Source organism: Sphingomonas sp. PvP055, from assembly GCF_040546365.1.
Taxonomy (GTDB): domain Bacteria; phylum Pseudomonadota; class Alphaproteobacteria; order Sphingomonadales; family Sphingomonadaceae; genus Sphingomonas; species Sphingomonas echinoides_A.
This window is the reverse complement of the sequence record NZ_JBEPNS010000001.1, coordinates 1,408,056-1,420,118: the sequence shown is the minus strand read 5'-3', so window position 1 is coordinate 1,420,118 and position 12,063 is coordinate 1,408,056. Positions and strand designations below refer to the sequence as shown.

Annotated in this window: 11 protein-coding genes and 2 pseudogenes; 6 read left to right on the top strand and 7 right to left on the bottom strand. The window is 62.7% G+C overall.

All coding sequences use genetic code 11. From position 1 onward, the window contains the following. Nucleotides 1-187 precede the first annotated feature (187 nt). Entirely contained in the window at nucleotides 188-505 is a 318-nt protein-coding gene (locus ABIC16_RS06865; protein ID WP_277968670.1) for a hypothetical protein, read from the bottom strand. A gap of 50 nt (nucleotides 506-555) precedes the next feature. Continuing rightward, a complete protein-coding gene (locus ABIC16_RS06860; RefSeq protein ID WP_354290528.1) occupies nucleotides 556-1,548 on the bottom strand; it encodes a cysteine synthase A in 993 nt (330 codons plus the stop codon). Nucleotides 1,549-1,674: 126 nt separating this feature from the next. Between ABIC16_RS06860 and ABIC16_RS06855 the strand changes: the two genes are divergently transcribed. The 4 genes and pseudogenes from ABIC16_RS06855 to aat all read left to right on the top strand — a co-directional run bounded on the left by ABIC16_RS06855 (nucleotide 1,675) and on the right by aat (nucleotide 5,028). Next, nucleotides 1,675-2,994 (top strand): Y-family DNA polymerase, encoded by a 1,320-nt coding sequence (locus tag ABIC16_RS06855; RefSeq protein ID WP_354290527.1) that lies wholly within the window; start codon nucleotides 1,675-1,677, stop codon nucleotides 2,992-2,994. After that, nucleotides 2,994-3,473, top strand: a complete 480-nt coding sequence (locus ABIC16_RS06850) for a hypothetical protein (RefSeq protein WP_502958289.1) — start codon at nucleotides 2,994-2,996, stop codon at nucleotides 3,471-3,473. Before ABIC16_RS06855 ends, ABIC16_RS06850 begins: the two co-directional genes overlap by 1 nt. A gap of 37 nt (nucleotides 3,474-3,510) precedes the next feature. After that, nucleotides 3,511-4,267 (top strand): annotated as a pseudogene (locus ABIC16_RS06845) (ParA family protein). Beyond that, the gene (gene aat, locus ABIC16_RS06840; RefSeq protein WP_354290526.1) at nucleotides 4,264-5,028 is read left to right on the top strand and encodes a leucyl/phenylalanyl-tRNA--protein transferase; all 765 of its coding nucleotides are present in this window, start codon (nucleotides 4,264-4,266) and stop codon (nucleotides 5,026-5,028) included. Before ABIC16_RS06845 ends, aat begins: the two are co-directional and overlap by 4 nt. Before the next feature lie 35 nt (nucleotides 5,029-5,063). On the opposite strand, the pseudogene ABIC16_RS06835 reads toward aat, so the two are convergent. From ABIC16_RS06835 to ABIC16_RS06815, 5 genes and pseudogenes are all read right to left on the bottom strand, one after another. Continuing rightward, nucleotides 5,064-5,297: pseudogene (locus ABIC16_RS06835) on the bottom strand (DUF2155 domain-containing protein); the annotation flags it as partial. A 191-nt stretch (nucleotides 5,298-5,488) separates the two neighbouring features. Continuing rightward, entirely contained in the window at nucleotides 5,489-5,881 is a 393-nt protein-coding gene (locus ABIC16_RS06830) for an NADH:ubiquinone oxidoreductase subunit NDUFA12 (RefSeq protein ID WP_277968664.1), read from the bottom strand. Nucleotides 5,882-5,923: 42 nt separating this feature from the next. Beyond that, a complete protein-coding gene (locus ABIC16_RS06825) occupies nucleotides 5,924-6,421 on the bottom strand; it encodes a DUF192 domain-containing protein (RefSeq protein WP_277968663.1) in 498 nt (165 codons plus the stop codon). Between the two features lie 9 nt (nucleotides 6,422-6,430). After that, the gene (locus ABIC16_RS06820) at nucleotides 6,431-7,021 is read right to left on the bottom strand and encodes a cold-shock protein (RefSeq protein ID WP_277968662.1); all 591 of its coding nucleotides are present in this window, start codon (nucleotides 7,019-7,021) and stop codon (nucleotides 6,431-6,433) included. Between the two features lie 124 nt (nucleotides 7,022-7,145). Then, nucleotides 7,146-7,697 (bottom strand): regulatory protein RecX, encoded by a 552-nt coding sequence (locus tag ABIC16_RS06815; protein ID WP_354290525.1) that lies wholly within the window; start codon nucleotides 7,695-7,697, stop codon nucleotides 7,146-7,148. Between the two features lie 120 nt (nucleotides 7,698-7,817). On the opposite strand from ABIC16_RS06815, the gene ABIC16_RS06810 reads away from it, so the two are divergent. Beyond that, nucleotides 7,818-9,587: a fatty acyl-AMP ligase gene (locus ABIC16_RS06810; RefSeq protein WP_277968660.1), complete on the top strand. Its 1,770-nt coding sequence runs from the start codon at nucleotides 7,818-7,820 to the stop codon at nucleotides 9,585-9,587. Between the two features lie 88 nt (nucleotides 9,588-9,675). After that, entirely contained in the window at nucleotides 9,676-12,033 is a 2,358-nt protein-coding gene (locus ABIC16_RS06805; protein ID WP_354290524.1) for a putative bifunctional diguanylate cyclase/phosphodiesterase, read from the top strand. Nucleotides 12,034-12,063: the final 30 nt, after the last annotated feature.

Here is a 12,063-nt window from a genome sequence, read left to right as displayed (position 1 = left end):
CACGCTTTTCAACGCAAATCTATTTCCCAGAAATCAAGCCGTTCCCGGTGTGTTCGGTGAGCGGATGTGAAAGCGGCGCCGAATCCCCGACAGAATGGGGGCAGCGACATCATTTCCCGGATTTTCCCCGAACATCCCCGTACCGGCGAAGGCGTTTTCCAAGCCAGTCGAGTCATGCGCGATTCGATCACTGCTGCGCGGCGTCCGGCTGCATCATCGCATTGTCGATCGCCGTGGCGTTCTCGACTTCGGCACTGGGAGCGACGCCGAGTTCGGCGAGCGGCTCCTTGTTCACTCCCGACGCTGTGGAACCGGAGGCGCCGGAGACGATATTGGCGACCACGTCCGCACGTGCGCTCCCGATCGCCACAACCTGACGGTCATGGTTGGCGGTCGAGAAGATGGCAGCGGCGAGTCCGATGAACAGCAGAACTGCAGCGAGTCCGATCATCCCGACCCGGAACCGCTGCGTCGTTTGCGCTGCGTCTTGTGCGATGATTTTCATAGGCTGTGGTATAAATGTAACGTCTTTTGACGCCTCTGTCGATGCAAAGCTTAATCGCCCGCCAGCCACGGCGGAACGGCCAGTCCTTTCGCCTCCAACCATTCCCGGTTGTACACAGTCGACAGGTACCGAAAGCCGGTGTCGCACAGGATCGTCACGACGCGCGACCCCGACCCGAGATGGTGCGCAAGTCGCACTGCGCCCGCAACGTTGATCCCGGACGAAAGACCGAGGCACAGCCCCTCTTCGGATAACAGGCGCGTCACCCACTCCATGCCTTCCGCGTCGGAAATCCGGAATTGCGTGTCGATCGGGGCGCCTTCGAGGTTGGCGGTGATTCGCCCCTGTCCGATCCCTTCCGCGACCGAAGACCCCTCCGATTTGAGCTCGCCATTGGCGTAGTATTCGTAAAGCGAGGCCCCGTGCGGATCGGTCAGCGCGATGCAGACATTCTCGTCGTGCGCTTTGAGACCAAGGCCGACCCCTGCGATCGTCCCACCAGTACCTGCAGCGCAGGTAAAGCCGTCGATGCGCCCGTCCATCTGGTTCCAGATTTCCTCGGCGGTCCCGGTGATGTGCGCACGACGGTTGGCGATATTGTCGAACTGGTTCGCCCACACCGCATTGGCGGTTTCCTCAGCAATTCGGCGCGAAGTGTGGACGAAATGGCCGGGATTCGAATAAGGAGCGGCGGGAACCAGCACCAGTTCGGCACCAAGTGCGCGCAGAGTGTCCATCTTTTCGCGGCTCTGCGTCTCAGGCATGACAATGATCGTCTTGTACCCCTTGGCATTGGCGACAAGCGCGAGCCCAATCCCGGTATTGCCAGCGGTACCCTCGACGAAGGTCCCGCCCGGCAGGATCGCCCCGCGGGCCTCCGCATCCTCGACGATCCCGAGCGCCGCCCGGTCCTTGACCGAAGCGCCCGGGTTGGCGAATTCGCACTTCCCATAGATTTCTGCGCCTGCGGCCTCGCTTGGTCCCTTGAGCAGGACAAGCGGCGTATTGCCGATCAGGGCGAGCGTGTTCGCTGTTGTATGCATGAGGGATAGCTATGCGTCCGGGTGCCCAGCCGCAAGCAAGCTTCGCTTTGCAGCGCGCGAACAGCGCTACGTTACGCAGAAAACGCGCTGTTCGGGCTCCTATTGTTCTGGTATCGTTCCGCAACCATGCAAACCCGCTTCGAGTCCCCTGAAACTGCTTTGGCGCTTCCGCGACGCCCGCTGCGCTGGCTGTTTCTCGATCTGAACAGCTACTTCGCCAGCGTAGAGCAGCAGCTCGACGCTGCGCTCCGGGGCAAACCCGTGTTGGTCGCGCCGATCGACAGCGACACGACGGTGGCGATCGCAGCAAGCGTCGAGGCGAAGAAGTTCGGCATCAAGACCGGCACGCCGGTTTGGGAGGCCAAGCGCCTGTGTCGCGACCTCATCATCACGCCCGCGCGGCACGACAAATACGTCGAGTTCCACGACGCGATCGTCGCCGAGATCTGGCGGCATATTCCGGTGACCAAGGTGTGCTCGATCGACGAGGTAGCATGTCGCTTGCTCGACAATGAAAACAGCGTTGCCGCCGCCACCGCGCTAGCGCACCGGATCAAGGCAGGAATCCGCGCAAACATCGGGGACTGCATGACGAGTTCGGTCGGGATAGCGCCCAACCGACTGCTCGCCAAACTCGCGTCCGATCTGCAGAAACCGGACGGCCTCGTCATCCTGCACGCCGAAACCCTGCCGCAGCGGCTGTATGATCTGCAGTTGCGCGACATCAGCGGGATCGGCGCGAAGATGGAACGCCGGCTCGCGCAGGAAGGCATCAACGACATCCGCCAATATTGCGAGCGGCGCCCGCGTGATGCCGGAAATGCATGGGGCGGCACCAACGGCGATCGCTTGTGGTATCTGCTGCACGGGGTCGACCTGCCGGAAAAGGCCACGCAAAGTCGGTCGATCGGGCACAGCCATGTACTCTCCCCCGGGAAACGCAGCGGGGCGCCAGTGCGGCTTACCGCGCGCCGCCTCGCGCTGAAGGCAGCCAGCCGCCTGCGCCGCAAGGCGTATCGGGCGCGTCTGCTGGTACTGCACGCAAGGTTCGAGGACGACAAATCGGCCTGGCGCTGTTCGGCCAAACTGCCCGCGACCCAGGACAGCTTCGTCGTCCTGACCGCCCTGGAAACGCTGTTCCCGCTGCTTGCCGCAGCAGGCAAGGCGCGTCCTGGTGACTTTCAGGTCCGCATGATCGGCGTGACGCTGGCGGAGATCGAACCGGTCGCCGGAGAGCAGCAATCGCTGTTCGGCCTCCTTGATCCGGACGACCCACTTGCCCGCGAAACCCGTACACTTGCGTTGAGCCGTGCAATGGACCGGATCAACGAGAAGTTCGGTCGACACGCAGTGAGCCTAGGCCCCCAGAACGGCGGAAGACTCGATCGAATAGGCACCAAGATCGCCTTCGGACGAATTCCTGACCTCGACGAATTCCATGAGTAATGATGACGCTACCACGAAATATTTGCTGCAGTGCGTCGATCCGATACGCGCCGCCACAGCGGGGTCTTGACGCTACGTACCGCGTGCGCGAAGAAAATCGAATGCTCAACAAACTGCTCCCCGCCGCCGCCGTCGCGCTTCTTGCGCTGTCGGCCTGTGATAACAAGCCAACCGAAGTTACTTCGGTCTCTGCCGACCCGATGGCGGCGGAAATCGCGAACCGTGCGCCGGTCGAACTTCCACCGGCGATCAAGAAAGAAGCTACGTTCCGCTGCGCCGACAATAGCTTGGTGTATGTAACCTTCTTCGAGGGCGACAAGCAGGCGCTCGTTCGCAGCACGCAGACCGGCACCCCGGTAAAGCTGACCGCCGCAAACGCTGGCGATCCGCTTAAGGCCGACGGCTATGAAATGACGGGCACGGTCAAGGCAGTCACGCTGACACAGCCGGGTAAGCCCAAGCAGCTCTGCGACCTCTAACCACCCTTTATTGCGCACATCGTCGGCATCCGGCACGATGCCCGTTCCTGAGCGAAGGGCTTTGCCGGTGTCGACGATCGCGATCTACAGTTTGAAAGGCGGCGTCGGAAAAACCACGCTTGCCGTGAATCTGGCATGGTCAGCAGCAATCCAGTCCCTCCCGCCGCACGCTCTTGTGGGATCTCGACCCGCAGGCGGCGAGCAGCTTCCTGCTGACGCTCAATGCCGATGTGCCCAAGCACCATGGCCAGGCACAGTCGATCTTCGCCAAGGACGTGGCACCCGAAACGGTGATCGAAAAGACAGCAATCCCGCGGCTCGACCTGATCGGCGCGGATTCATCGCTTCGCGGCCTGGATTTGCTTTTCCACGAAATGGACAAGAAGAAGCGGCTCCAGAAGCTCCTCGCCGGCCTGCGTAAAGATTACGATCGCATCCTGCTCGATTGCCCGCCCGGACTGACCGAGACGACCGAACAGGTAATGCGGGCGGCCGACCTCATCGTCGTGCCCGTCATCCCCTCCCCACTGTCGGAGCGCGCACTGGCGGACGTGATTGCCCATCTCGGCGGGCGGACGGATATCATGCCGGTACACTCGATGGTGGACGGTCGCCGCAAGCTCCACGCCGACGCGCTCGCGCGCCATCCTGACTGGCCGGTCATTCCTACTGCGAGCCAGATCGAGCAAGTTACCGCACGCCGTGCGCCGATCGGCAGCTTCGCCCCGCGCTCAACCGGCGCCGCCGCCTTCGGCCGGCTCTGGCAAGCGATCGAACGTCGTCTCGCGGCATGAGGGCTCCTCCCTCGCCCATCCTCGACGTTCCACCAATCGATCCGCTTGATCCGCAATTGGTGCTGGGGGCGTATGCAGTCGGCGTGTTTCCGATGGCCGACAGCCGGACCGCCGATGAAATCTATTGGGTGGAACCACAGGATCGCGCGGTACTTCCACTGGATGGGTTCCACCTTTCGCAATCGCTGCGCAAGACGATCGCACGCGACCGCTTCCGCGTGACCGCCGACCAGCAGTTCGGCGCGATGATGCGGCTCTGTGCGGAAGCGGTGCCAAACCGCCCCGACACCTGGATCAATCCGCAGATAGAGGACGTGTTCAACCGCCTGCATAGGCTCGGCTTCGCGCATTCGATTGAAGTCTGGGACGGCGATGAGATGGTCGGTGGACTGTACGGACTGGCGCTCGGCCGGGCGTTCTTCGGGGAAAGCATGGTCAGCCGCGCGCGTGACGCGTCGAAAGTCGCGATCGCATGGCTCGTAGCCCGCCTTCGTGCAGGCGGGTTCGTGCTGCTCGATTGCCAGTTCATGACAGAGCATCTGGCATCGCTGGGCGCGGTCGAAATTCCGCGGGCGGCTTACTTGGTCGAATTGTCCGGCGCACTGTCGGCCGTGACCGGTTTAGGCGATTCCTCGGCGGGCGTCGGCGACTTCTTCGCACTCGACCGAGGTGTGGCAGCCGTGGACGGCGTGCCCGCCGAGACCGAGTCGGGTCCGCCTTCAGGGAAGGTCATCGCGCAATTCTTGGTCCAGACATCGTAGATCGGATGCTGAACCACGTTTAGCCCAGGCCGTTCCTTGAACAACCAGCCTGAGAACACACGCCGCCAGCCCTTGTCGGCTCCCGCGATATCGACCTGCACGAAGGCACCGGTATAGTGCTCCTGCTCCCACGGCGCGGTCTGTTCACATGCCTTGAGATGCAACACCACGTCGCCGACGCGGACTGTTTGCCCGGGCTTGAGCACCACGTCACGCGCCTGCCCGTTGCGTTTGTTGAGCAGGCCGAGCGTCGCCACACGTTGCGCCATCGGTGTCGCGCCGAAACTGGGATCAACGCCGCCAGCCACGTCCACCGTCACGACATTCTGTGAACTTGTATCCGCATCGAGCGCGGTTTCCGCAGTAGCGGTCGGCACGGGCGCGGGTGCGTCCGCGGCGCGATCACACCCTGTCGTCGCCAGCAGCGCGGCCACACCGGCCGCGTCCAGCGCGCGGCGAATCACGCGTCCGGCGTCCAGGCTTCGTAATCACCGGTGGCCTGAGCGCGCACACCGCCCTTTTCAATGGCGCCCTTTGGACGATAGGCCAGAACGGTGCCGGTCAGATTCGGTTCGGGCGGGAGTTGCCACGCCCGCGGCGCGGGAAGTGCACGATCCGGCACGTCGGCAACCTGATGGTGCAACCAGCTGAACCATTCGGGAGCGATCCGGCTGGTGTCGTTGATACCGTTGTAAATAACCCAGCGACGCGGGTTGCCGGCAGTATCCCGACCGCCCTCGTAATAGACATTGCCGAGCGAGTCCTCGCCCATGCGCGCCTTGCCGCGAAGCCCGAATGCCGTGCCCCAGCTTGCGCCGGTCCACCAAGTGAAGGGGTTGAGATTGATGCCCATGCCATAGCGCTTAGCGCGCCACGCCGTGCCCTTCAACCAGGATCAACGCCGGGAAGAGGCCGTCCAGCTGATCCGGTCGCCTTCCTTGATGCCAAGATCGACCGAGCGACCGCCCCGAAGCTCGAGCACGGCCGAGACGGGTTCGCCAGACGCTACCGGAATCTCGGATTGGGGGATCGTGTTCTCCGCAATCCGCGCGATCGTCTGGTCCGGGCGAATGAAGATGATGTCGAGCGGCGTCGGCGTGTCCTTCATCCAGAAACTCGCTTCGCGCGGTGCCCCTTGCGGTGGGTAGGGCGCGAACAACATTCCACCATTTTCCGGTATATCCGTTCGGAACATCAGTCCGCGGCGCTGCTCTTCCTCGCTAGCGGCCGACTCTACCAGGAAGCGATGCTGCCCAGTACCGCTGCTGATGGTCACCGCCACCATCCCCGGCGCAACCTCGGTCGACGCCGCGGCGGGTGCGTTGTCACGGCAGCCGCCAAGCGCCGTCGCGAAGCCTGCGAAGGCAAAAACAGTCAGCAATTGCCGGCGCATGGACAGTCCTTAGATCTTCTGTTCGACCGTCACCGCCAGCGGCCCCTTCTCTCCTCCCACCATGCGGGCGAAGAGCACCTGTCCCGGTTCGACTTCCTCCAGGCCGGCGCGACGTAACGTTTCTACGTGGACGAAGATATCGCCGGAATCGTCGCCGCGCACAAGGAAGCCATACCCTTTCAAGCGATTGAACCACTTCACCGCCACGGGCTCGAAGGGGCCAGCCCCCTCGATCAGGGCCGCAGGATCGGGCCTTTGCGATTCAGGGCGAACTTTTGGTGGAGGTTCGACCGCATTCGTAAGATCGATCGAGAGAATCTCACTCGCCTGCAAACCCCGTTCCCGCAACGAGGCTATACATTCGAGCCGAGCACCCTCAGGCAAGCTACGCCGCCCGTGCGGGCGCAATACCGAGAAGTGGATCAAAATGTCGCCGACCCCTTCTTGGTCGGCGACAAGAAAGCCAAAGCCCCGGGTCATGTCGAACCATTTCAGAACGCCTGAATAACGTTGCGAGTCTTCGCTCACGATATCAGCTTCATCATCTATTCGGCCCTCTCGACCCAGCTGCACAGTCGCCGGAATCGGTTCATCACGCATTTTATAAAGTCCCCCGTCCGGGCCCATAGCATGACTTCATGCCGGATCGAAAGGCCCGTGACGCAGCGGTCAATACTCTTTGTATAATTTGGTAAATAGAGCGTTATTCTTCACTTCGGCCGAACTAAACAAATGTTTCGAAGCTTTCGCCAGGCATTAGGTTCACGATCTTCCGCGCGATGGTGAAGCCGTGACCGCCGCGAATCATCGCGGCAATTTGTTTCTCCCGTAGCGGTGCGTCAGCTTGCTGCAAGGCGAAGGGCCCGAACCGTCGCCGCTTCGCAAAAGCGAGCGCGGTCTCTACCGCCCGCTCCTCCACGCCTGGCACGATCGCGGCAGTGTCATCTTCATTGAGGCCAGACTGGCGCAATACCCCAGCGACCCGACGTTGACCCAACCCGCGGCGCGCCATAGCGACCGCTCGCGCCTCGCCGAACGCACGGTCGTTGATATAGCCCAGTTCAGCAAACTTCTCGGCGATTCCGGCGGGGTCTCTTTCTGGCCCTTCCCACCCTCGTTCGCGCACCTTTCGCACGAGATAGGCCGCCAATTTCGCACGCGTCGTTGAAAAACGTTCGACATAGCGTAAGGCGATCCGTTCCAATGCGGCGCTATCTAGCGGCGGAATTGGCTTTTTTTCCCGGGTTGGGGTCTGGTTCTTGGGGCGCTGGTACATGACGCCATCATTGTGCCACACTCGAACTGGATTTTGAACGCTTGGCATAAGCAGGGGTGCTTGCTGAACGGGACCATAGCGTGGTCGCAAAGAGAGCCACGATCGAGGGCGCAGATACAGATGACAGTTGACGTTGCGGGCACGCAGGACCTCGAGGCCGAAACGCCGAAGCTGGTCGCCACGCCCACCGAAGATTTGCTCCCGCGCCGATTCGCGGACTTTGAGACGCTAGGCGCGGCGCTGGATTACGCTGCGAAAGGTCAACGTGGGTTTAATTTTCATGATGCCCGCGGCACGCTGACACGCGCCTACCCGTTTTCCGAAGTGCGCGACGATGCCCTCGCGATGGCGCGACGCCTGATCGCAGCCGGGATCAAGCCTGAAGATCGTATCGCGATCGTCGCAGAAACCGGTACTGATTTCGCCGCGCTGTTCTTTGGCGCGGTCTATGCGGGCGCATGGCCGGTCCCATTGCCTTTGCCCACGTCGTTCGGCGGACGGGATTCCTACGTCGAGCAGCTTCGCGTACAGCTCTCCAGCTGCGAGCCGGTGCTGCTGATCTATCCGCCTGAACTGGCGCAGATGGGAATCGATGCAGCGCGCGCCGCGGGCACCGAAGGAATCGACTGGTCCGAACTCGTCCGACGCCCTGCCCCCGCTGTCGAGCTTCCGCAGGCAACCGGGGATCAGGTTGCCTACCTCCAATACTCGAGCGGATCGACGCGCTTTCCGCACGGCGTCGCGATCACGCATCATGCCCTGCTCAACAATCTGACGGCGCATGCCTACGGCATGCAACTGGTCGCGAAGGACCGCTGCATCTCTTGGTTACCATGGTATCACGACATGGGCCTAGTTGGATGCTTCCTGTCGCCGGTCGCCAATCAGGTTTCCACCGATTACCTGAAAACCGAAGATTTTGCGCGACGCCCGCTGGCATGGCTCGACATGATCAGTCGGAACGAGGGCAATTCGATCAGCTATTCGCCGACGTTCGGATACGACATCTGTGCGCGGCGTATGTCGAGCCAGACCAAGGCGTCGGAGAGGTTCGACCTGTCGCGCTGGCGGCTTGCGGGGAATGGCGCGGACATGATCCGTCCGGACGTGATGCAGTCCTTCGTCGATGCATTTGCCGATGCCGGCTTCAAGGCCGGCGCGTTTTTGCCGAGCTATGGTCTTGCCGAAGCGACCCTCGCGGTGTCGATCATGCCGCCGAACGAAGGCATCCGGGTCGAACTGGTCGAGGAAACGCAACTGTCCGGCGTTGCCGCCGGAGAGGACCGCCCGCAGCGGTATCGTGCGATCGTCAATTGCGGAAAACCCGTGAAGGGCATGACCGTCGAAATCCGCGAGGAGGACGGTACGCCGTTGCCTGAGCGGGCGATCGGCAAGCTGTGGTGTTCGGGCCCGTCGCTGATGGTCGGCTATTTCCGGGACGAGGCCGCGACCGCCGCGTGCCTGATCGACGGTTGGCTCGATACGGGCGACATGGGCTATTTGTCTGACGGCTACGTCTACATCGTGGGTCGCGCCAAGGACATGATCATCGTCAATGGTCGTAATCATTGGCCACAGGATATCGAATGGGCCGTCGAGCAGCTGCCCGGGTTCAAGGCTGGCGATATCGCCGCGTTCGCGATCACCACGCCTGGTGGCGAGGAAACGCCCGCCGTTCTGGTCCAGTGCCGCAGCTCGGACGATGCCGAACGCGTCCGCCTGCGGGAGGAAATCCGCGAGCGGGTTCGCTCGGTCACGGGTATGAACTGCGTGATCGAACTCATCCCGCCGCGCACGTTGCCCCGCACGAGCTCGGGTAAGCTCAGCCGGGCGAAAGCGCGCAACCTCTATCTCAGCGGCGATATCAAGCCGTACGATCTGGCGGCATAAGGCGCCGCGATGGGGGTTGGGCGCGGCCAGCCCCCTCATGGTCTCATCCTAACGAACTCCTAACCTTGCGTAGCGTAGGACGGGCACGGTGAGCATCCGGCCCTCTTCCCAATTTACCAAGCCGCGCATCGACGTGCGGGCTCTGCTTGGACTGCTGGATCCCACCGACACGACCGAATGGGGCCCGATCCGCGCGGCACAGCTGAATGCCGGCAGCAGGCTCAGCGGCTATCTTGTGGCAGCAAACGGGACCGGCGCGGCGCTGGTGGTTGCGATCCTGTCCCGCAGCGTATCCTTACCGTTGCTCGCCGCCTGGGGCGTCAGTGCGACCGCGGTCAGCATCCTGGTTACGGTTCGCCGTCATGCCTCGCGGCATCGTTCCGCTTATACGGCGACGCTCCGCGATGTTCGGCAAACCCTGATCGACGGAATTCTGTTGGGAGGAATCTGGTCCGTCCCCCCAATTATCACCGGACTGCGCGGCGATACCACTACCGCGCTGTACCTGTGGGTCGCATTGTCCCTGATGATGACCGCGTCGTCGGTTGCGATGGCAGCCCTTCCCCTCGCCACCCTCAGCTTCTTGGCGATCCTGGGGGTTTCGATCGCGGCGAGGATGCTGTTGACCGGCAGCCCGATGCTGACGGCAGCCGTACTCGCTTTCACCGCCGTCCTGATCGTCACCTGTTTCACCCGCGCAAAATCGCTGGTCCTGCTCCGTACCAGCGAGATCGCGATTGCCGAGCGTGACGAAACTGTCAGTCTGCTGCTGCGGGAAGCGGAAGAGCATTCGTCGGACTGGTTGTGGGAAACGGACGCGCAACGCCGAGTCGTGCGCGCGTCTCCGCGCTTCGCCACCTCAGTCGGGCTCGACACCAACACCGTAAACGGAAAATCGCTGCTGGAAGTGCTCGCCGGCCCCGCATGGGCCGCGGGCAAGGTCGCCCCCGAACTCGCCCGGCTCGCCGAGTATCTTAAAGGACGCGACGCGTTTCGCGGTCTCAACCTGCCGGTCATGGTGGGCACCGAGGAGCGCTGGTTCGAGATCGCCGCCAACCCGCGTTATGACGAACGCGCCGTTTTCATTGGGTTTCGCGGCGTGGGATCGGATGTGACGGAACAGCGGGCATCAGCCGATGAGATCAACCGGATGGCGCGCTTCGACGCACTTACGGGCCTTCCTAACCGCCTGCTAATCAACGAAACACTTGCGGGCGCGATGGCGGATGCAGCCAAATGGGGCAGCCGTTGCGCGTTCATGATGATCGATCTGGACCGCTTCAAGGCGGTCAACGACACGCTCGGCCATCCCGTTGGGGACCGGCTGCTCGGGCGCGTGTCCGAACGGCTTGCGATTCTAGTCACAGAGAACGAGATCATCGGTCGTCTGGGCGGCGACGAGTTCGCGGTGGTGGTGCGCGATGCGACCGACACCAAGCGGGTCGAGCGGCTAGCGCAGACCATTGTCGATGCGCTCGGGCAGCCGTATGAACTCGATCAACATACCCTGTATACCGGCGCGAGCGTCGGTGTTGCCATCGGCCCGCGCGATGGCAATACCGCCGAGACGCTGGTTCGGTCGGCTGATCTTGCGCTCTACCGTTCAAAGGACGCCGGCGGCGGCACCTATCATCGCTACGAACCGCAACTGCATGTCGTCGCCGAGGAGCGGCGTGTCCTCGAGCAGGCGTTGCGGCATGCGCTGGCGAAGAACCAGTTGCACATCTGCTATCAACCTGTGGTCGACGCCGAGTTCGGTCGGTTGACCGGGTTCGAGGCACTCGTCCGCTGGACTCATCCGGAGCTGGGCGTGATTCCGCCCGACAAATTCATTCCCCTGGCGGAGGACGCGCGGTTGATCGCCCCGATCGGAGAGTGGGTGCTCCGCAACGCCTGCGCCGAGGCCGCGCGCTGGGCAGGATCGGTGCGGATCGCGGTCAACGTTTCGGCCGAACAGCTGCACAACCCTGGCTTCGTCGGGATCGTAACCTCGGCCCTTGGTGCATCGGGCTTGCCGGCGGCGCGGCTAGAGCTGGAGGTCACCGAGAGCGTTTTCATGCGCGACACGACCGCCGCGGGAAAGGTGCTGGAGCGCATCCTCGACCTGGGAGTCAGGCTCAGCCTCGACGATTTCGGCACCGGTTATTCGTCCCTAGGCTACCTCAGCCGCACCCGGTTTTCGACGATCAAGATTGACCGGAGTTTCGTCACCGCAGCCTCGAACGGGGTTCGCGAAGCGGTCGCGATCATTCGCGCCGTCGTCACGCTGGCGCAGAGCCTGGGCATGACGACCACCGCCGAAGGGGTTGAAACGGAGGAAGAGTACCGGATGGTGCGGGATCTGGCCTGCACCAAGGTCCAGGGCTATTATTTCGGGCGTCCGTTGACGGTGGAGGATGCACGCGTCGTAGCGTTGCGCGCCGCGCAAGATCGTGCGGTTGCTTGATCCGCTTGCGATCCGCAAAATGTCGCGATA

Coding starts and splice junctions, on each gene's coding strand:
- ABIC16_RS06820 (WP_277968662.1), bottom strand. CDS start 7,021: ATGCGTGATGAACCGATTCCGGCGACTGTGCAGCTGGGTCGAGAGGGC.
- aat (WP_354290526.1), top strand. CDS start 4,264: ATGAGGGCTCCTCCCTCGCCCATCCTCGACGTTCCACCAATCGATCCG.
- ABIC16_RS06825 (WP_277968663.1), bottom strand. CDS start 6,421: ATGCGCCGGCAATTGCTGACTGTTTTTGCCTTCGCAGGCTTCGCGACG.
- ABIC16_RS06855 (WP_354290527.1), top strand. CDS start 1,675: ATGCAAACCCGCTTCGAGTCCCCTGAAACTGCTTTGGCGCTTCCGCGA.
- ABIC16_RS06815 (WP_354290525.1), bottom strand. CDS start 7,697: ATGTACCAGCGCCCCAAGAACCAGACCCCAACCCGGGAAAAAAAGCCA.
- ABIC16_RS06830 (WP_277968664.1), bottom strand. CDS start 5,881: ATGGGCATCAATCTCAACCCCTTCACTTGGTGGACCGGCGCAAGCTGG.
- ABIC16_RS06860 (WP_354290528.1), bottom strand. CDS start 1,548: ATGCATACAACAGCGAACACGCTCGCCCTGATCGGCAATACGCCGCTT.
- ABIC16_RS06865 (WP_277968670.1), bottom strand. CDS start 505: ATGAAAATCATCGCACAAGACGCAGCGCAAACGACGCAGCGGTTCCGG.
- ABIC16_RS06810 (WP_277968660.1), top strand. CDS start 7,818: ATGACAGTTGACGTTGCGGGCACGCAGGACCTCGAGGCCGAAACGCCG.
- ABIC16_RS06850 (WP_502958289.1), top strand. CDS start 2,994: ATGATGACGCTACCACGAAATATTTGCTGCAGTGCGTCGATCCGATAC.